The sequence below is a fragment of the Sphingobacterium sp. UBA7631 genome, assembly GCF_002483935.1.
Lineage (GTDB): Bacteria > Bacteroidota > Bacteroidia > Sphingobacteriales > Sphingobacteriaceae > Sphingobacterium > Sphingobacterium multivorum.
Genome location: NZ_DLIX01000005.1, coordinates 154,785 through 175,420 on the forward strand (window position 1 = coordinate 154,785; position 20,636 = coordinate 175,420).

The window sequence follows — 20,636 nt, forward strand, 5'->3', positions numbered from 1 at the left end:
AGATTTTCTGGATACTATATTCCCACTTGCTCAAAAGATTGATTTAAAACAGCATGATGTACTTTTTTCGGTTAAACTGCAGACCCTAAAAACGGTACTTTTATACCATATTCTTTTGTCTCAAAAAGTATAACAATTTCGATACGAACTCACTTTTTTGATTTCATACACTGCATACATCTCAGTTAAATTTGCTTAAACGTGATTCCAGGATCAGGGCCATCGCTTTGCTAAAATAGTATGCAAAAAAGTAACAATAGTGTCAGTACCTCCCCATCCAGAGTTTTAAATTTACAAGCTAACCCTTTCAATTATGAAATATCTTTATTTAATACTATGCTGTTCGTTTACCCTGTTCTCTTTCGGGCTACCAACACCTGACAACAACCTCCATTTCGATCAGTTGGCTTCGCGATGGGATGAAGCCATTCCCTTGGGAAATGGTCAATTGGGTGCACTGATTTGGAAAAAAGACAATACGATTCGATTTTCGCTTGATCGCGCAGACCTATGGGACGAAAGAAAGGCCTTTGCAATAGAAAACCACAATTTCAATTGGGTCCAACAACAAATAAAAAACAACAGCTACGGCATTGTACAACAGTGGGGAGACGCTCCTTATGACAGATCCCCCTATCCCACCAAGCTTCCAGCAGCGTCGCTGTTTTTTGACTTGGCGAAATTTGGCTCTGTCGTTTCAAACGTACTTGATCTGGAACAGGCCACCAATATTCTTAGATTTAAAGATGATAGGATATTAAAAACCTTCATACATGCCTATAAACCATTTGGCTATTTTGAAATCACAGGAAACAATGTTAGTGACCTTTTACCTCAATTAATTCCACATCAATATGAAAATAACGCAAACAAAGACGAAAACAAAAGCGTTGTCGAAGGTCAAGATTTAGCAAGATTAGGGTATAAGCAAGGAAATATAATCCGCACCAGCAACTATGAAGTGCTGCACCAAAAAACGTATGATGATCATTTTTTTGAAGTTGTATTGAGGTGGGAAAAAATATCAGCTAAAAAGCTGATTGGTTATTGGACAATCGTCAATGATCAAAAGGCAAGCCCATCTGCACTTTCCCTCAAAAAATACACCGAAGAAAAAGCAAGCCATTTGCAGTGGTGGTCAAACTATTGGTCCAAATCAAGTATAACCATTCCTGATAAAAATCTTGAAAAACAATATTATCTTGATATGTATAAACTCGGTGCTGTCGCAAGAGAAGGTGCTCCAGCAATTACGCTTCAGGCCGTGTGGACGGCGGATAATGGTGGTCTTCCTCCTTGGAAAGGCGACTTTCACAATGACCTTAATACACAATTAAGCTACTGGCCAGCCTATTCGGGAAATAGATTGGCCGAAGCCAAAAGCTATACGGATTGGCTCTGGAAGATCCGCAAAAAAAACAAGGACTTTACAAAGCAATATTTTGGTGTCGATGGGCTGAATGTACCAGGTGTCCTCACGTTAAATGGAGACCCTATGGGTGGATGGATTCAGTATTCTCTTTCTCCTACTATTGGTGCATGGGCGGCCCAGCATTTTTATTGGCAATGGAAATATAGCATGGATAAAACCTTTCTAAAAGAACAAGCCTATCCCTATATCATGGAATCTGCAACTTACCTTAAAAATATAACCACACTAAAAAATGAACGCCGTTACCTGCCCTTGAGCAGCAGTCCCTAATACAACGACAATAGTGTATCAGCATGGTTTGACAATTGGACTAATTTCGATCTTAGTTTAGCGCATTTTCTTTTCCAGGCTGCTACAGAGGTGAGTACAGCAATGGGCAAACCGCAAGAAGCAGAGAATTGGTTAAAATGCAAGGCGCAACTACCTCACTATGCGGCCGATGAAACTGGGCTACAAGTTGCTGTAAATCTTCCAATGAAACATTCCCACCGTCATATGTCTCCCTATATGGCAATTTATCCATTGGATTTATTAGACATCAATAATCCGCAGGAAAAAGAGCTCATTGAGAGCTCCCTAAATCACATTGAAAAACTGGGTACACGAGCGTGGGTTGGTTATTCCTTTGCATGGATGGCTTGTTTACACGCGCGCGCTAAACAAGGAAAGGAAGCCGTAACCAATCTCCAAAAATTTGCGCAGAACTTTTGTTCCTCCAATTCCTTTCATTTGAATGGCGACCAAAAAGGCGGGCAATATTCAGACTTTACGTATCGACCATTTACCTTAGAAGGTAACTTTGCATTTGCACAAGGAATACACGAATTGCTCATTCAGAGCAAAAATAACTATGTAGAAGTTTTTCCGGCTTTACCTACTGAATGGGCAACAGCGTCTTTCAAAAATTTGAGAACGATGGGTGGATTTATCGTAAGCGCTGAAAAAAAAGAAAATAAAATTGTTCTGCTTAAAATAACTGCTACCGAAGATGGTACCTTTCGAATTTTTGAACCCAAGGCACTCATGCACATCAGCACTAAGAAGCTCATACAGAGAGATAACACCATACAATATGTGAAATTAAAAAAGGGACAAACAGTCAACCTATGTAGCCTATAAAAACAATGGATTTGCCTTACCAAATAAAAAAAACACCTTACACAGTACCGATACAGTCAATTTAAGTCAGCTGATAACGTGCAAACAATGCAAAGAACCCAAATCATCCGAAGCGATAATTTGGGTTCTTTGCATTGTTACATTACATTATTTAGAATGATTATAAAAAATAATAGATAATCCTTTGAAAAATGCAATAGGACCAATAACTTTACCTCTGTTTATAATTAATCTAAATAAAATATTCAATGAATCGCATCATCATCTACCTTATGTTGCTTGTCCCAGGAGCTCTACTTGCGCAAGCACAGCACAAAGCAGAAATACTGGGTAAAATCCTTTCGTCCGACGGAAAGCCCATTGAAGGGATAACCGTCAGACTACAACCGCAAAACATAACAACTTCTACACGATCTAATGGTTCATATCAATTTAAATCACTTAAGCCGGGTCTGGCAAAATTAGCCATCTCAGCCATAGGTATTCAACCACATGAGCAGGAAGTCGAAATTACGGATGGTAAAAATAGGGTTCCTGATATTTACTTAATTGAAAATCAAGCGACACTGCAAGAGATCGTTATTAATGGTAAAGGAAATAACAAATTCACACGGAAACAGAGTTTATATGTTTCCAAAATGCCACTGAAAAATATGGAGAATGCACAGTCGTATGCTGTTGTTACCAAAGAGTTGCTAAAAAGTCAGGTGAATACAAATTATGATGATGCATTAGCCAACGTTTCAGGAATTGATAAGCTTTGGTCGGCGACTGGACGGCCCGGAGACGGTGTTAGTTACTACACGTTGCGCGGTTTTAGTACGCAGGCTGCCATGATTAATGGTGTAGTAGGTATTTCCAGTACAAGTCCAGACCCTGCGAATCTCGAAACAATTGAAGTGATTAAAGGGCCCTCTGGTTCATTATATGGCGGTGCGGCTGTTGGTTTCGGTGGATTAATCAATAATATCACGAAAAAACCTTTAGATACCGTGGGCGGTCGGGTAAATTATATTTTTGGAAGTTTCGCACAACATCGCCTTACGGCAGATATATATGGCCCATTAACAGCAGATAAAAAATTGCTCGGACGAATCAATACAGCATTATCCCATACAGGTACCTATCAAGACGCAGGATTTAATAAGTCGGTGTTTATTACACCTTCACTAACCTATAAACCAAACGAGAAACTGGATATCCAACTCGATGTTGAACTTTACCAAAACAAGGCTACTAATCCACTGATGGTTTTTCTCAATCGTTCACGTCAATTATTTGCCAGAACCCCCGAGGCACTCCAATTCGATTTTGATAAGTCCTATACTGCTAACGACGTCACATTCAAAAACCCAACCACCAACCTCCGCGGAAATGTAGTGTACCGGTTTAATGAGCGGTGGACGTCCAATACCACTGTAAACTGGAACAACCGGAAGGCCGATGGCTACTTTCAATATGTGATGTACCTACAAAACAGCAATGACACACTTATTAACAGATATGCTGGTAAACAAAATTATGCTGCAAAAAATATCAATGCTCAACAGAACTTTATTGGTGATTTTCATATCGGTGAGCTTCGCAATAGACTACTTGTCGGTCTGGATTATTTATACCAGCAAACAGAAACACATAACTCGCCCTATGTCCTTGTAGACCAGATCAACACAGCAATAGATGATCCAGATTACTATAAATTTAATGCAGGAACCATTGACGCAGCCATAAGCGCTTCAACGGCAGCCAAAACGAACAATAGAGGTCGAAATCAAGTATTGGGAGCCTATGTTTCAAATGTATTGGATCTCACATCGCAGCTACATCTAAACCTAGCGTTGCGTATGGATTATTTTGATAATAAAGGAACCTACAACTTCGATAAAGACACAACGACTGGGACTTACCATCAGACTGCTTTCTCACCCCGTTTTGGCTTGGTTTATGAAGCTGTAAAAGGTCAGGTATCACTATTCGCCAATTATCAAAATGGGTTTAAAAATGTATCTCCAGTTGTACAGCCACATCCCAGCATCTCGGGAGACTTCAAGCCCCAACAAGCCAAACAATGGGAAGCCGGAGTCAAATTAGACCTTTTAAACAACAAATTAGGCCTGACAGCAAGTTACTATGACATTTCAGTAGATAATATGCTTCGTCCTGACATAGTCACCATTGACGGACAAACCTATAATATTAGTGTACAGGACGGCACGCGCTTGAGCCGGGGAGTTGACTTTGATGTAACATTGGCCCCTATTCAAGGTCTAAACCTCATTATGAGCTATAGTTATAACAATAGTAAGATGACTAAAGCAGACAAGAATGTCAACAACCTACGTCCGACAGAAGCTGGGCCTAAACATCTTTCCAACATCTGGGCAAACTATAGCTTACAGCAAGGAAAACTAAAAGGACTAGGATTTGGTATCGGCATGAATTATGCAAGTGAAAATGTAATTACCAATAGTGTTGCAACTGGCACATTTACCCTTCCGTCTTACACACTCCTGAACGCGAGTCTATCTTATGGATTTAAACATTTTGAATTCGCCTTCAAAGCAAACAATTTAGGAAATCAAACTTATTTCAAAGGATGGACAACGGTAAACCCGCAAATGCCTAGAAATGTACTTGGAAGTGTTGCCTATCAATTTTAAAAATATTTTCTATAAAAAAAGCGTTTCGACAATGGTGGAAACGCTTTTTTTAACGTGAACTACAATTTATGCGAGCTCAATCAAAAATTCCTCTTTTGGAAGTCTAAATTTTTTCAGCTTCAACAACCAATCTTGTTCTTCCATCCGATAACCCAACGGAAGCATAACCGCACTCTTCAATCCTAGCTTATCTAAACCAAGTAATTCATCCAATTCGGCATTTGAAAAACCCTCCATAGGCGTTGCATCAACGCCTAGTTCTGCTGCCTGTGCAATTGCCAAACCAAAAGCAATATAAGCTTGCTTCGCCGCATGTGCCGCTTGTTGTTCTTCTGTAAAACTTGCTAATTGGCCTTTCAGCCTATTTTTATACTCGTCAGTGGTGTCTAAAGGTAAACCTCTCAAGGTATTCATCTTGTCGAAGGTTTTATCAATGCGTTCGTCGGTGTATCTATCCCATCCTGCAAACACCAATAGATGTGAACTATCAGCCACTATTTGTTGCCCCCAAGCCACAGGCACAATTTTTTCTTTTAATTCCTGATTCGTAATCACAATTACACGGAACTGTTGAAGTCCAGAAGAGCTAGGTGCCATCCGTGCTGCCTCCAAAATCTTATCCAAGTCTTCCTGAGCGACCTTTTTTGTGGGGTCGTATTTTTTTGTGGCATAACGCCATTCTAGGGTATCCAATAAAGCCATTTTGTTCTAGTTTAAATGATCAATAGCAACTTTATAAAGTTATGTAAAGATACATAAAAAAATAAATGTCTAAACATCAAAATCAAGAACTAAGGCAATAAAATTAGGACAAAAACAGATTGTTATTTAGCACTTGCTACTAAACTTTTAAGGCTAAAATACTGTACATTTACTTCTAATCGCAAACAAATGCCTATTTTATTCAATTTTATTAGGACCTTTGTATTAGTTTGCATCGGGTATAACAAAATGACCTTGAACCATTTGTTCTCGGTGGTAATACCTTAACAAAATAGAAAACAGGGCTTACGTGCTCCACAATAAAAACATCAGCAATGTCTATAACGAATGAAACTGAGCTAACAGGCATACAAAAAGCGAGCGATGCTGTTGCCATCACCTTAAAAGCTATGATAGAACATGCTCAAGTGGGCATGTCCACGAAGGAGCTTGACGAATATGGAGCCGAAATATTAAAAAGCATGGGTGCAAAATCTGCTCCCGCTCTCACTTATGATTTCCCAGGTTACACGTGTATCAGTATAAACAACGAATTTTGCCACGGAATACCTACGGCGGAAAGGATATTGCAAGAAGGCGATTTGATCAATATCGATGTATCTGCCGAATTAGATGGATATTGGGCTGATAATGGTTGTTCCTTTGTTATAGGAAAGGACATCTTTGAACACGAAAAATTGGTCAATGCATCGAAAGAAATTCTTCAAAAGGCAATCAATAATATTCGTGGTGGTGTGAAAATAGCGGATATTGGGCATCTAATCGAAACTGAGGCTAAAAAAAGAGGGTATAAAGTCATCAAGAACCTTGGGGGACATGGTGTAGGAAAAAGTCTGCACGAGGAGCCCGACGAACTGCTTAACTATAAAAACCGCTTCGACCAACGAAGATTTCGAAAAAATACCGTTGTTGCTATTGAAACCTTTATTTCAACGACCTCCACATACGCAACCGAACTCAACGATGGCTGGACAATGGTTGGGGACAAGGGTGGATTCATGGCACAACACGAACATACGATTCTCATTACCGATGGCTATCCCGTTATATTAACTGCACAGAATGCAATTTACTAACCAGTCATAAGAAGATACTTAGAGGTCTTTTCGAGCAAATTATTGAAAGCTATCGAAAAGACCTATTTTCTTTAAACAAGACTCCAAACTTGTGGTATAGTGCATCAACCCTTTACATCAGGATAGAGGTTGTTAAAATAATTAAGGGGCCTCTCATAACGAGAAAACCCCCAAATAATATATTTTTATGGCTAAATAATTTTTGTCAAACCCAAAGATTAATCTCACTGGATAACTGACTACAGCAGTAAAAATAGCTTATTCTTCTCAGCAAAAAAGTGATGAAAATCACTTTTCATAAAAATTTTATTCTCGTATTCAAAATTCAGCTTCACTCGTCTTCACATGCCCCTCAACTATTGTCTTTTAACTGTTTTGAAAACTATTTTGAAAAACACCAAACATTAGAAAACCTTTGTTCCAAACTCTTCGCTTCCAACCCTTAATCCTTGCTCAGCTGCCTGAATAAACATGTGGGATAAAACGCTACGATAATATTTGTATTTAGGCTGGTGTAACTTATAAAGTTTAGTATTTTTGATCGATTAAAGTAATCTAGATTGAGAACAATAAAATTCCATAAGGGAGAATGCGGTGTTGACTTCTTGTTGAATGTCCTCAACGAAATAGAAACGGATTATACACATCAAGAAACTTACCATAAAGACTTTTTTGAAATTCTATTTTTCAAAAAAGCGAAAGGCAGATTGATATTGGGGCAAGAGATCCTCTCCTTGTCCGACAATTCAATTATCTTTATTTCAGCTTTTCAGAAACATACCTGGGAACTGGATCCTGAACACCTTGAGTTTACAACATTGATTTTTCAGGAAGACTTTTTAAATGATTTCTTTTCGGATAAATTATTCACATACAAACTATTATATTTCTACCAGCTTAGTTATGTACCCCAGATTATAGCAGATGACACACATATGTCAAAATTCTTAGGTCTTCTCGCCGAAATTAAACTTGAACTCATGGAAACCCAAGCAGATAGTGTCCATATTATTCGTTCTTTACTTTATTACCTATTGCAAACTTTAAACCGAAAATATGCACGCTTAAATATGCTTCCGAACCAAAAAGCGGAAAATAACTTCGCCTATCAATTCAAAGAACTTATGGAACAGTTCATTCGGGAGAAACAACGGGTAAACGAATATGCGACACTTATGGGAATAAGTAGGATTACACTAAATCAGGCCGTTAAGGCACAGTTTAATACCACAGCAGCCCACTTACTTCGACAACGGTTACTATTCGAGATTCAGGATCTGCTGATCCACTCTGACCATTCCGTTAATCAAATTGCTTTTGATCTTAACTTTTCAGAACCCAATCATTTAATGCGTTTTTTTAAAACTCAAACTGGAAAAACCATAAGTGCATTTATTCAGGAATTCAAATAAATGTTGAATTATCTATTATACAAATTGTCGCTATGGAAATCGCGCCATGCAGATCGGCCTCCCCATGGCCCGATTTCCCAATAAATCAATAGCGTGCCAAGTACGTCTCGGTATCCTGAACCTGCGCATAAAAGAACGCCAAAGCAGCAAGAAAGGCATGCTGAACATCCAGTGCAGCAACTACGGAACCATTAATCTCAAGATCGCGCGTTGCACAGGCATCAGCAATTACAGTACATGAAAAACCTAAATCGACAGCGGCGCGTACCGTAGCGTCGATACACATATGGGTCATCATGCCTACGACAACAAGTTTCTCGACCTTATTGCTGCGAAGGTAATCCAATAATTCTGTCTCTCTAAAGCTGTTGGGAAAATGTTTACGTATTACTAGCTCGTTTGGCATTGGACTCACGCTTTCATGAATTTCGGCAGCTCTTGTGCCATCAATAAAGAATGGCATTGCTTTTGGATCTGAGGAAATATGTTGGATATGGACCACCGGCAATTTTTCTCGCCTAAATTGGTCGATCACTCTTCTGGCGTTCATCCCTGCCTTTAAGGGATCCACAAGTTCCATTCCGCCATCTTCAAAATACTCGTTTTGAATATCAATGACTATTAATGCGCTATTTCTCATCTATTTTATGAATTAAGTTTAATACAAAATTAAGCTGGATTTAGCGGCGATGACCTACCAATAAATCACCAAATACTACCATTTTGATAAGAGCGATAAGACGGGATGGATAGAAAGTTATGTAATGTTTTACATAATTTCGATCAAAAAATCACCAACAAAAGCTAACTTCGCTGCATATAAACGTCACATACAGGTGATAAATCGTAATAATAGATATCATGGCATTGAAAGAATTACAACACAGCAAAATATATGGCGCAGATAACGGTGGCACTCCATTAATTGTCCTACATGGGCTTTTTGGCATGGCAGACAACTGGGGATCCTTTGGTCGTAGTTTTGGCGAGAAAAGACAGGTACATCTACTCGATCTTCGTAATCACGGACGAAGTTTCCATAGTGAAGATATGTCGGTGGAAGTTATGGTAGACGATCTGCTATCCTATATTGCATCCATTGGAGCACATAAAGTATTGCTATTGGGCCATTCTCTAGGCGGAAAAGTAGCGATGCAATTTGCTATTGACCATCCTGAAAAGATTGAAAAACTGATCATCGCTGATATAGCCCCGAAAGCTTATCCTCCACATCATGAGGACATATTCGACGCGCTATCTGCTGTAGATATTACAACACTAGAAAACAGGAAAGATGTACAAGTAAAGATTGAACACTACTTGAGTGATCCGGGTGTTATCCAATTTTTATTAAAAAATGTATATATCAGAGAAGATCGAAAATTAGATTGGCGCTTTAATCTGGATGTTTTAAAAAATAAATATACGGAGTTTATTACTGTCGGGGTAAAATCAGGAATATTCAACGGCCCCACATTATTTCTACCAGGAGAAAAATCAAGATATATATTACCTGAAGATAAGATTAAGATCAGGGAACAATTTCCAAATGCCGTATTTAAAACAATTCCTAATGCTGGTCACTGGGTTCAAGCTGAAAATCCACAGGCATTCGACGCATTCGTTGCCGAGTTTTTAGATCGATAAAAATGAGATACATTGAATGTCTACTCCGACTTGCTGGTCCTTAAAACCTCTCGTAAGATGTAGACATTCAAGACTATTATTTCAACGCCTTTGCGTAGGTCTTTATCGCACGATCACGGGCAATCTGATGGTCAACCATAGGCTCACAATAGGCTGGAGTACCTAATTCAGGAACCCATTTTTTTATATACTCCTGATTTTTATCGAACTTCTCAGCCTGAAGCGTCGGATTAAAAACCCTGAAATACGGGGCTGCGTCGCAGCCACTGCCTGAGGCCCATTGCCAGTTACCATTGTTGGCCGACAGATCATAATCATTTAATTTTTGCGCAAAGTAGGCCTCCCCCCACCTCCAGTCAATCAAAAGGTGTTTACAAAGAAAACTGGCTACGACCATTCGTACGCGATTGTGCATATAACCGGAAGTATTCAATTGGCGCATACCCGCATCTACTAAAGGATATCCGGTCTGTCCTTCACACCATTGCTGGAATTCTACCTCATCGTTCCGCCATTGTATGGCGTCGTATTGCTTTCTAAAGGATTCGGTAACAACATGCGGATAGTGATAGAGAATCTGCATAAAAAATTCACGCCAGATCAATTCAGACAACCAGGTCGCATTGTGTTTTAAAGCAAAGGTAACACACCGACGTACACTGATTGTTCCAAAACGAAGTGCTATCCCCAAATGAGTAGTGCCCATTAACGCTGGATAATCGCGGGTTTTATCATAGTGATCAATGATAGTAGCATCCAGGTGTGGTTCTTTAAAGCTAAGATCGGTCTCTAAAAAACCTAAGTTCTCCAAAGAAATGATCTGCTGATGCTTTTGCTGAACGAAGGGTTCCATTGCGTAGGTATAGGAACGATGGTCCTCAGGACGTAATTTCTCACGCCATTTTTTTGCATAAGGCGTATAAACCGTATATGGTGTCCCATCATTCTTTAAGATATCTGCTTTATCAAAAATAACCTGATCTTTCACAGCTTTGAAGGGAATTCCCTTAGCTTGAAAGAACTCAAAAATTTCTTTGTCCCGCGCAATTGCCATTGGCTCATAGTCCCGATTACAATAGACGCCCTGCACATCAAATTTTTCAACCAAGTTCCTGTAGATAGCGATAGGTTTACCATAGAACGTATTCAACGTTGCACCACTTTCCCCTAGTATAGTATTGATACGGGTTAAAGCCTGATGGATGTAATGAAGACGTCGATCCCTTTTATCCTCCAATTGCATCAAAATTTCCTCGTCAAATATAAATATAGGTAGTACCGGATAACCCAAAGCCAGCGCGCGAGCAAGCCCGGCATTATCATCCAGCCGTAAATCACGACGAAACCAAAACACAATAATTTTATTTTTTTCCATAAAAACGACCAATATTTACCATCATTACCCATGTTAACAATTTTAAAGGGTAAAAGGTTAACTCAATAATTAGGTAAAAATACCTCTATAAACAGACTGAACCATCAAAGGTACTTGAAATTCCCCTTGATGGTTCAGCATTGAATAATTTTATTGTGTTAGTTTTTCAAACTTGCCATGTCAATAACAAACCGGTATTTAACATCACTTTTCAATAGTCTATCATAAGCATGATTGATATCCTGCATTTTAATCAGCTCTATGTCGGATATAATATTGTGTTTACCACAAAAATCAAGCATCTCCTGTGTTTCGGCTATCCCCCCGATCATCGAACCTGAAAAACTCTTTCGTGTTGGAATCAGGCTAAAAGGAGCCACAGGAAGTGGATGCTCCGGAGCACCAACAAGAGTCAGGGAACCATCTCGTTTCAATAAACTTAAATAGGCATTGATGTCATGCTGTGCCGAAACACAATCTAAAATGAAATGTAAAGTTCCCGCATGCGCTTTCATTTGTTCTGCATCAGTTGACAAGATCACTTCATCGGCACCTAAACGTTTGGCGTCATCCACTTTAGACGCAGACGTTGTAATGACAACAACTTGTGCTCCCATTGCTTTCGCTATTTTTACCCCCATGTGTCCCAAGCCGCCGATACCTACGATACCTACTTTTTTTCCTGGTCCCACATTCCAATGCCTCAAAGGCGAATAAGTGGTAATTCCAGCACATAATAAAGGCGCTGTTGCTGCAAGATCCAAATTTTCAGGAATGTGGAGCACAAAATCCTGGTCTACTACAACGCGTTCGGAATAACCGCCGAATGTCTGTTTATTAAGGTGCTTATCGTGTCCATTGTAGGTTTGAATATTTCCATTTTCACAATATTGTTCCAGTCCTTCCTTACAACTTTCACATTCGCGACAACTATCTACCATACAGCCTACACCAGCCAAATCGCCGACTTTAAACTTGGTTACCGCTGAGCCAACTTGAGTAATTCGCCCTACAATTTCATGGCCGGGTACATTCGGATAAACGGTCCCACCCCATTCGTTTCGCGCTGTATGTAAATCCGAATGGCAAACTCCACAAAATAAGATATCAATCTCGACATCTTTCTCCGTCACTTCGCGACGTTCAATATCCATCTGTTTTAGATCGGCCGTTGGTGCACTTGTTCCAAAAGCTCTAATTGAAAATGTACTCATACTTGATAAAATTGTTGTTTTCTGTTTTAAATGACTGCATAAAATTCCTATGTACAACACAGATTCCATCCGCACGATAAAATTAACCAATGGATGGAAAAAATGTTTTGAAGGAACGATAACAAAAGTAAAAAGCAACTTTCAGAATTATGTTGCCATAAAGCTCAAGTTGCTGTTTCTTTACGGCTCACCGCATCATGCTTGAACATCTGCGATAAGCTAAGCTTTGTAAACCGCACGGGTTCGTCAGGATTTTCTACCTGTTCAAACGAACTAATCAGCATCTTCTACCTGTACAGACGGATTAATCAGTATCTTCTACCTGTACAAATTGCATTGCCAACCCCTGTTTCTGGCAGATGTTCAGAATAGAAAATTCCAATCGGGTACTAATCCGCAGGACAAGCAAAAATTGCTGATCATCCAACAATAAATCAATATTTTTTATCTCCGGGAAACTCTGATAGAGAAAATGATAAATCTCGCTGGCTTTCCACTTCAGCTTACGAGATAAAGAATAAACAACTTTATACATATTTAGATTATTTCAAAATTTTAACGGCAATTTGTTGTAATTGGTGGTTCAAAAAAGGCATCTGTTTCAGTTCCTCAAAATCTCGGGCTAGTCGAACCTTTTTATTTTCATTTTCCAGCGCAAGAGCGAGGCTATCCAAGCGCTCCACATCATTGTGTATCAATAAATAACAATCAATATCGGGATCCAGTACCCCCATCATTTCAGGGCGGATCGTTTCCTCTGTCTCCACCATGACCAAAACGCATCTTTCTGATGCAAAGCTATCCACCGACTTGCCTACTTTCGCATTTAACACCATAGTTGTCATCCTGTTTATTGTCTGTATAAAAAGAATCGATCAATCAAAATAGACATATTTTGTATTTTTGTCGAAACCACCTTCAAAAAAAAGAACGATATACGTCCCTATTATTTACAATAACTTTTCTCGTTATCCTGTCGAATGGCTAGCGCAGCCCCTTAACACATATACTTGTCAACCAGGAAAGCCTCGCTTCAAAATCCGGAAAACGATCAAAAAGTAAAACTTCCTGCTCAAAACAACGTGATGTTGTCACTAACATTTCCGATAAAAACAAGACATCCTTTTCCTCCAAGGCCTGAATTTCTTCTTTCCTAACGGCTAATTCAATCATTTCACGAATCAGCTTAATCTCGTCATCCAGCATGTATCGTGTTTTTGAAACCATCAAGGCTGGGTCGGATTTCATATCTTCGAATGCGAGATGAAAGCGTTTCGTAATTAAATTAATCTGACGTAGTTTTGCTTGTAAAAAACCAACTAAATTATCTTCCAGTGAAGCTTCCCTGTTATAAGTTCTACTCGCGACCTCAAACACTTGCTGACATAAGTACTCCGCAATCGCATCAAAGACATCCATCTTACTGGTAAAATAGTAATACAACGTGCTCCGCCCCTTTCCACAAGCTTTTGAAATATCCTGCATGGAAACCCTTGCAAATCCATAGGTTTCAAACACTTTCATGGATGATAAGATAATTTCCTCTTTAATATTTTCTTGTTGACCTGTCATTACTCGACAAATCTACAAAAAATGTCGAAAAATCAATTCACCCAGCCAACTTTTTTTCGCCACTCATTATAGGTGTCGTTCTCCTGATCCAGAAATGGAATTCGCTTCACATCTTCAATTTTATTCATTTCTTTAGGATTAAGGGGTAAAAGGTTCATTGTGCTCCTTAAGCTGTTTATTGCATTTTTATCTTCCACGGGATAAATACTGCCACAGCTGCTTAACTGTGTCCCATAACGTTGCGGCTTACGTTTGAAAACCTGAATTCGATCGTGCAAATAAGCCAGATTTGCGAGATTGATGTCCATGATATTATCAAGAAGCAACTGATAACAATCTTGCATAAATTGAGGTTCTCCTATCGCATGCTGAACAATCAGCCAAGCTGAATTGCTAGCTGCTTCGCCGACTTTTGAAATAGTTGGATAACCTATTTCGGCAATGATTTCACGTAATCTTTTTGCATTCCGTCGGTGAATTGTTTCCATCTCCACATGATATCCACCATGAAGCTCTCCCCTCTGCAATAACTTTTCCCGCATTGATTCGTCGTCCTGCGCTAATCGGATAATCTCTTCCGCAATATTTCTATATAACATCTCAATTTTCTAAAATTTTTAATACGTATTTTACTTCTCTAAATCCTTTCCGCCTCGGCCGGTAACCTATTACATTCATAAGCTATCTTGCTCAACTATTGCTAGATTACATTTGATTTGAATACATCGACGGAAATACACTACGTTTTATGTATAATCTTATTCAGGTGACTTACATCAGTCAGCCCAAATTCAGCGACAATTTCCTTTAAGGTAACTCTTCCTGTTGCTATTCTTTGACGTATTAATGTATTGCGGTAGTTTTGAATATATTCGCGTAAGGTAATTCCTGCCTGACGTTTAAAGTAAATACCGAGATAATCGTTGGCAATGTTAAAATGCTCCGCCATTATTTGTATCCGTAAACGATTGGGATCGTAAATATTTTTATGGATATAACAAAACATGGCCTGCAGGTCACGGCTTTTAAAACTATTGCTACGCAATTCGGGCATATTCCGCTGCAAAACATGTACAACACTGAATAATTGGAACCAAATAAGCTCCTGATTTACAATTTGATCTTTTCTTAATAAGAGAAGGGTATCAAAGATCAGTGTTATTATCGCATTATCTTCTCCAACTAACTGAAACCCCATCTGATGAGTTTCTCTACTTTTTATAAGATATTCCAGCTGTTGTATAGCGGACGTAGAACCCGAACTGTTACGACCAAGGTAGGCGTCGGTGAACTTAAGATATACAAAATGGGTGAGTTGTTCGATTTCAAAATAATGTTGGTCATCTGGCCCTAGTAGAAAGATCGACCCTGCTTTGTAAGGAAATGAATGCCCATTAACAATATGTCGCCCTGTCCCCTCACGAATAAAAATGAACTCGTAATGATTGTGATTGTGTTCCGGATGAGTCCATTCAAGTATCTTAAACCCTGAAATAAGCACCGGTTCAAACTGACGATAACGTTTCATTTCAGAAATATACCTTATTATATTGGATTTTTACATTAAAACCCACTAAGCTTCCAACTAACTTTGGCCCTATAAGTAATATAGAAAGATGAAGACTAGAAAAAACACCGCTTTAGTTGTTGGCGCCAATGGCGTTATTGGCAACAATCTCATAGACTATCTTGAAAAGATGGAGGAATGGGAAATTATAGGTTTATCACGACGAGCAAATGCCGATCGGGCTAACGTTCGTTTTATCGCTGTGGATTTATTGGATATAGCCGATTGTCTCAAAAAGCTAGGCAACTTGGATACCGTAACCCATATTTACTACGTTGCTTATCAGGATAGACCGACCTGGGCTGAGCTAGTGGAGCCCAATATGAAAATGCTAAGCAATGTTTTGGCCGCGGTGGAACCGGTAGCAAGTGATCTTCAGCACATCAGCTTAATGCAAGGGTATAAAGTATATGGTGCTCATCTGGGCCCTTTCAAGACACCAGCCAAAGAATCAGATGCCGGACATATGCCGCCGGAATTCAATACCAGCCAACAGCAATACCTCGAACAATTGCAAAAGGGTAAGAAATGGACTTGGTCAGCGATGCGTCCGTCAGTTGTTGGTGGAACGACCCCCAATAATCCCATGAATCTAGCGATGCTCATTGCTGTATATGCATCTATCTCAAAAGAACTCGGTATTCCACTTCGATTTCCAGGAAAAATTGGCGCTTTTCAGACATTGATGGAAATGACCGATGCAACACTATTAGCCAAAGCAACGGTATGGGCCTCGACCAATCCACAAGCGGCCAATCAAGCCTTCAACATTAACAACGGCGACCTCTTCCGCTGGAAGGAACTATGGCCCAAATTAGCGGCCTATTTTGATATGGAAAGCGCTGATCCTATTCCGCTATCACTCAACACAATGATGGCAGACAAGGAGCCTATATGGCAAAAATTAAAAGAAAAGCATTTATTAAGCTATAGCTATGATCAAGTTTCAGCTTGGCCTTTTGGCGATTTTGTATTTTCTTGGGATTATGATTTTTTTGCCGATGGCACAAAGGCAAGGCGTCTCGGCTTTCATGAATTTATTGACACCGAACAAATGTTTTATCAGCTCTTTGACGAAATGCGTAAAAAAAGAATAATTCCATAATAGCAAAGATTAAATTTTACCGTCTATTTTTGTAACTTACCTGGCTCAAGCATAACCTTTACTTCATTGCAATTTCATCCGATATCATTTTATCGTTTCATAGTCAAAAGGATAGCAGATGTTTTGATAAAACAAACAATATGAATACAAAAAAAGCCTTTGTAGTTGGATCAGGAAAACTGGCAAACGCGATACTGGAAGCCGATTATTCCATCCCCAATGTAGAAATTCTACCTTGGCAGCCATCCATTACAACGTCGTCGCCATCGATCATTATACATGCCGGATCGGGTCGGGAGTTGCAAGATTGTCTTGATTTTTGTGCACGTACAGATTCGTTATTCATTGAACTGTCTACAGGGCTAGAGACCGAAAAGCTCGAGACAGCGTTTCCACTTGTCATTTGCCCAAATACCTCCATACTTTTGCTAAAAACACTCCATATGCTTCAACAATTTGGTCATAATTTCAAAGACTACGAAATATCTATTATGGAGTCTCATCAGTCTTCCAAGCTTACTGAACCAGGTACAGCTTATCATATAGCCAATTCTTTACATGTCGCTCATGAACGCGTTATCTCTATTCGCGATGCAAAAACGCAAGCTTATAAAATCAATATTCCCGTTGCCTACTTAGAAAAGCATGCCTACCATCAGATTGTGATCAAAGATAAAAATGATGAAATTAAAATTGAGACCAAGGTCCTCGGACATGATTCTTATTCAAATGGTGTCAAAAAAATCCTTGAAGCATGTGTCAACAATAAATTAGCCAATAGAAGGCATACTGTGTTGGATTTGGTAGCTATGGGGCTACTTTAGTTAAACTTTCAATTTAGAAAGGAGCTTTCTACAAGAGGAGTAAGAGGAAAATCCATTTGATTTTCTTCTAAGGCCACAACATCAAAAAATATGGGATTTGGAGTATTTATCTTTATACCGTTGCTGATAATTCTGCTGTTATGCGGGGTTATCACAAAAAGACGATTCTTCGGGTATGCAATTTTATCTCTGATCGGTGGCGCAATTATACTTTTTTCTTTGTCTCAATTTTTTCAATGGATCACGAGCCCAAAAATCCTAAAAAAAGAAGATTATTATGGTACCTACCATATAAAGCGTGACCTGTTCCCAGGAAAACAAGCTGACTGGCAATATAATAGCTACAATTTTGTCATAAAGGATAACGATTCGATTTATTTCAACGTCGTAAGTGCGGGTAAAGTATCCAAAGTTTACAAAGGCAAGATCGAAACAGTCTGTCCTTACCAATCCGCACGCTTAAAACTGTGGATGGACTTCCCCGCTCATCATATTCTTGCTTCAGATCCAACGGTATACCGAAGCCCTTTAGGCTTCTATTTGGTATTTTATTCGTCGAAATATAACAACGTTTTTTTTGAAAAACACTGACATTCAAGCGTTATTTAACATGACAAAATATTTTCTCTATGTACAGATCACTGTCCTAGGTAACATACATAAAAAAACACCAAAAAATGGTATTTTTTTTATTTTATAATAAATATAGGATTAGTTTGCTGGCGGCTATTTCTCTTTTGATTGTAGAAATCGTTTTGACAAATATTGCCGTATGGGTATATCGTATAACTTCAAACAGCCGTATGCAAGCACAATACTTCCGATCACAACAGCCGCTGCTCCGGGCAACGACTCTTCAAAACTCAGATTTTCATTCTTAACCCAAGCATAGTATAGATAGATAAAGGGATAATGTACCATATACAAAGGATAGGATATATCACCTAAAAACTTGCAAAGCCAACTTGTAATACCATTACCGCCCTTGCCAGAAGCGCCTAACACAACGAGTAAAGGGAAAACCACGACACAACATAGCGTGTCGTATAAACCATTCATCCATAGTTGCTCGGCACCACCAATGCGCGGCATAGCCAAAAGTGGCACTAGGATCAAACTACAAATCCAAAATGCGCCCTTGATCTGTAAAGACTTAAATACTCTAGATAAGAATAAGCCTGCTGTAAATGAAAACAAAAGACGAAGTGAACCCGCCGTAAATTCCGTTTCTGTGAGTGAAAAACCAGCACAGATATCTCCCAAAGGTCCCAATATCGCAAAGGCCGCCAACCCTATCCCGAATAAAGCAACGAGCCCAGCCAATACTTTGGTTGAAAATCTACGAATAATCAATGCATACAGAATATTACCGATGTATTCGAAAAACAACGACCAGCTCGGCCCATTTAATGGAAACATCTCCCCAAGCCCTCTCACTTCTTGCCCTGGAATGGCAGGAATCAACAAGGCATTCAAAAGGGTCGCGATTGCCAGCGAAGAAAATGTCACCTTAGTCACATCCCAAACAGAACATCCCTGAAAATAAAACATGACTGCTCCAATGATCGCACCCATTACAACCATCGGATGTAAACGTATTATCCGACGCTTGATAAATTCTTTTATTGTCATTGTCTTCCAACGATCGTCATAAGCATAGCCCACGACAAAACCTGAAAGCATAAAGAAAAAGTCAACGGCCAAATAACCGTGATTAATACGCTGGTCTAAATGGCTCGTCGCAAAGGCTTCAAAAATATGAAAGCAAACAACAGTTATAGCTGCTACACCGCGTAACCCGTCAAGTACTGCATAATGTGGTTTGGTATCTGCATAAACGGAAGTCGGTATTTGAGTATCGGACATAAAAACACAACGATTTGATTGATTTTTTTACAAGGACGTAAATATAAACAAAATCGTCCATGCAGATTTGTAACAAGTTTACCGGTGCCCCATTTTTAAAGGCTGTTAATTAACACTGGGAATATAATCCGGTAAGTAAACCTGCTCTTTTTGCATATTTTGGATGTAAATTTTAGAATAAATTTCCAGACGGATATCGGTGATGTCTGTAGTCGTCGGCTTGTCGTCTTCATCTTCTCCAAATGAAAAAATCTGTTCTTCTCTTCTATTTTTTTTATGCAAAAAATAGTAAAAGTCTTTATTTTCCCAACCTTTTATATCACTTCCCGCATCATCTTGAACCTTCAATTTTGTAAACGTCTTCTGTAGATAGTTGTAAATATTTTGAAAATCATCTTTATTTTTTGAAGTCTTCAGTGCATATAGATAAGCAAATTCACCATTTTTATCCTCTGCCACTGTCAACGCTGGAAAAGGAACTCCGTCTAATATGGCTATGGTGTCCTTATCTTCATTGTAAGAAACCGTGGTGTAACGATAACCGAAATCTCTGACCGGCTTTAATTTTCGTGTTCCCCAGACTGCAGTAGACTCGATATAAAATGGTGTTGGCAAACTCCCTTCTGAATTAAAAACAGCAAGCGTATCCTTTTTAAATATGGCGGTTTCAAAAACTACTTTCAACTCTTTCTTATCCATACTTTTAACGTCCGCATGCAGCAACTCTTCGCTCCTTTTTATCTTGGGGCCATAAAATTTGGATGCATTAAAGGTTCTATCCAATTTTTCAAGTATCACCCTGTCTGGATCTTGCGATTGACAGGAATACAGGATACCCGATAAAAGGATCAGACAGCATACACTATAATATAGAAAATGAAACGGCTTCATCGGAATTGTCATTTAAATTATTTTTTGGGTTATGATCTTTACTTTGCCATAAAGATCTTCAAACTAAAATAAATTTGTACTCATTTGCAAATGAAATTATGCGGGATTAGATCCTTTGAACTTATAAGGCGTGTAGCGAGATCTAAAAGGACA

General features: G+C 39.0%; 19 protein-coding genes and 1 pseudogene. 9 read left to right on the top strand and 11 right to left on the bottom strand.

The window, feature by feature from the left end; genetic code table 11:
* Nucleotides 1-313 precede the first annotated feature (313 nt).
* The 3 genes and pseudogenes from B3P16_RS09055 to B3P16_RS09065 all read left to right on the top strand — a co-directional run.
* A pseudogene (locus B3P16_RS09055) lies at nucleotides 314-2,251 on the top strand (glycosyl hydrolase family 95 catalytic domain-containing protein); the annotation flags it as partial.
* A 6-nt stretch (nucleotides 2,252-2,257) separates the two neighbouring features.
* Nucleotides 2,258-2,551, top strand: coding sequence for a glycoside hydrolase family 95-like protein (locus B3P16_RS24340; RefSeq protein WP_376786274.1), 294 nt, complete (start codon nucleotides 2,258-2,260; stop codon nucleotides 2,549-2,551).
* 248 nt (nucleotides 2,552-2,799) lie between these two features.
* Entirely contained in the window at nucleotides 2,800-5,211 is a 2,412-nt protein-coding gene (locus B3P16_RS09065) for a TonB-dependent siderophore receptor (RefSeq protein WP_286842518.1), read from the top strand.
* 66 nt (nucleotides 5,212-5,277) lie between these two features.
* Here the strand turns inward: B3P16_RS09065 and B3P16_RS09070 are convergent, their stop codons facing one another.
* Nucleotides 5,278-5,913, bottom strand: coding sequence for an NAD(P)H-dependent oxidoreductase (locus B3P16_RS09070; protein WP_046674603.1), 636 nt, complete (start codon nucleotides 5,911-5,913; stop codon nucleotides 5,278-5,280).
* A gap of 335 nt (nucleotides 5,914-6,248) precedes the next feature.
* Here B3P16_RS09070 and map point away from each other — a divergent pair, with 335 nt between their 5' ends.
* Nucleotides 6,249-7,010 (top strand): type I methionyl aminopeptidase, encoded by a 762-nt coding sequence (gene map, locus B3P16_RS09075; RefSeq protein WP_115049314.1) that lies wholly within the window; start codon nucleotides 6,249-6,251, stop codon nucleotides 7,008-7,010.
* Nucleotides 7,011-7,570: 560 nt separating this feature from the next.
* Nucleotides 7,571-8,422 (top strand): helix-turn-helix domain-containing protein, encoded by an 852-nt coding sequence (locus B3P16_RS09080; RefSeq protein ID WP_046674601.1) that lies wholly within the window; start codon nucleotides 7,571-7,573, stop codon nucleotides 8,420-8,422.
* Between the two features lie 85 nt (nucleotides 8,423-8,507).
* On the opposite strand, the gene B3P16_RS09085 is transcribed toward B3P16_RS09080, so the two are convergent.
* Complete coding sequence (locus B3P16_RS09085) at nucleotides 8,508-9,062, bottom strand: cysteine hydrolase family protein (RefSeq protein ID WP_046674600.1); 555 nt, start codon at nucleotides 9,060-9,062, stop codon at nucleotides 8,508-8,510.
* Nucleotides 9,063-9,283: 221 nt separating this feature from the next.
* Between B3P16_RS09085 and B3P16_RS09090 the strand changes: the two genes are divergently transcribed.
* Nucleotides 9,284-10,069, top strand: coding sequence for an alpha/beta fold hydrolase (locus B3P16_RS09090; protein WP_286842520.1), 786 nt, complete (start codon nucleotides 9,284-9,286; stop codon nucleotides 10,067-10,069).
* Nucleotides 10,070-10,145: 76 nt separating this feature from the next.
* On the opposite strand, the gene B3P16_RS09095 is transcribed toward B3P16_RS09090, so the two are convergent.
* From B3P16_RS09095 to B3P16_RS09125, 7 genes are all read right to left on the bottom strand, one after another.
* The gene (locus tag B3P16_RS09095; RefSeq protein WP_115049318.1) at nucleotides 10,146-11,444 is read right to left on the bottom strand and encodes a cryptochrome/photolyase family protein; all 1,299 of its coding nucleotides are present in this window, start codon (nucleotides 11,442-11,444) and stop codon (nucleotides 10,146-10,148) included.
* Between the two features lie 158 nt (nucleotides 11,445-11,602).
* A complete protein-coding gene (locus tag B3P16_RS09100) occupies nucleotides 11,603-12,658 on the bottom strand; it encodes an NAD(P)-dependent alcohol dehydrogenase (protein WP_112376208.1) in 1,056 nt (351 codons plus the stop codon).
* Between the two features lie 304 nt (nucleotides 12,659-12,962).
* Entirely contained in the window at nucleotides 12,963-13,193 is a 231-nt protein-coding gene (locus B3P16_RS09105; protein ID WP_046674596.1) for a hypothetical protein, read from the bottom strand.
* A 7-nt stretch (nucleotides 13,194-13,200) separates the two neighbouring features.
* Nucleotides 13,201-13,503 carry a hypothetical protein gene (locus tag B3P16_RS09110; RefSeq protein WP_286753839.1) on the bottom strand — a complete coding sequence of 101 codons (303 nt, stop codon included), beginning with the start codon at nucleotides 13,501-13,503 and terminating at the stop codon, nucleotides 13,201-13,203.
* A gap of 139 nt (nucleotides 13,504-13,642) precedes the next feature.
* Nucleotides 13,643-14,230, bottom strand: coding sequence for a TetR/AcrR family transcriptional regulator (locus tag B3P16_RS09115; RefSeq protein ID WP_286767099.1), 588 nt, complete (start codon nucleotides 14,228-14,230; stop codon nucleotides 13,643-13,645).
* A 32-nt stretch (nucleotides 14,231-14,262) separates the two neighbouring features.
* Complete coding sequence (locus B3P16_RS09120; protein WP_286842525.1) at nucleotides 14,263-14,829, bottom strand: DUF6624 domain-containing protein; 567 nt, start codon at nucleotides 14,827-14,829, stop codon at nucleotides 14,263-14,265.
* Nucleotides 14,830-14,969: 140 nt separating this feature from the next.
* Complete coding sequence (locus B3P16_RS09125; protein WP_286709996.1) at nucleotides 14,970-15,758, bottom strand: AraC family transcriptional regulator; 789 nt, start codon at nucleotides 15,756-15,758, stop codon at nucleotides 14,970-14,972.
* Between the two features lie 88 nt (nucleotides 15,759-15,846).
* On the opposite strand from B3P16_RS09125, the gene B3P16_RS09130 reads away from it, so the two are divergent.
* The 3 genes from B3P16_RS09130 (at nucleotide 15,847) to B3P16_RS09140 (ending at nucleotide 18,317) form a co-directional block, all read left to right on the top strand.
* Nucleotides 15,847-16,902 (top strand): SDR family oxidoreductase, encoded by a 1,056-nt coding sequence (locus B3P16_RS09130; protein ID WP_286842527.1) that lies wholly within the window; start codon nucleotides 15,847-15,849, stop codon nucleotides 16,900-16,902.
* Between the two features lie 140 nt (nucleotides 16,903-17,042).
* Nucleotides 17,043-17,726: a dihydrodipicolinate reductase C-terminal domain-containing protein gene (locus tag B3P16_RS09135; RefSeq protein ID WP_286842528.1), complete on the top strand. Its 684-nt coding sequence runs from the start codon at nucleotides 17,043-17,045 to the stop codon at nucleotides 17,724-17,726.
* 90 nt (nucleotides 17,727-17,816) lie between these two features.
* Nucleotides 17,817-18,317 (top strand): hypothetical protein, encoded by a 501-nt coding sequence (locus B3P16_RS09140; RefSeq protein ID WP_286842530.1) that lies wholly within the window; start codon nucleotides 17,817-17,819, stop codon nucleotides 18,315-18,317.
* A 135-nt stretch (nucleotides 18,318-18,452) separates the two neighbouring features.
* On the opposite strand, the gene B3P16_RS09145 is transcribed toward B3P16_RS09140, so the two are convergent.
* Entirely contained in the window at nucleotides 18,453-19,592 is a 1,140-nt protein-coding gene (locus B3P16_RS09145; RefSeq protein ID WP_286842531.1) for an acyltransferase family protein, read from the bottom strand.
* Nucleotides 19,593-19,697: 105 nt separating this feature from the next.
* A complete protein-coding gene (locus B3P16_RS09150; RefSeq protein WP_286842533.1) occupies nucleotides 19,698-20,483 on the bottom strand; it encodes a hypothetical protein in 786 nt (261 codons plus the stop codon).
* Nucleotides 20,484-20,636 lie beyond the last annotated feature (153 nt).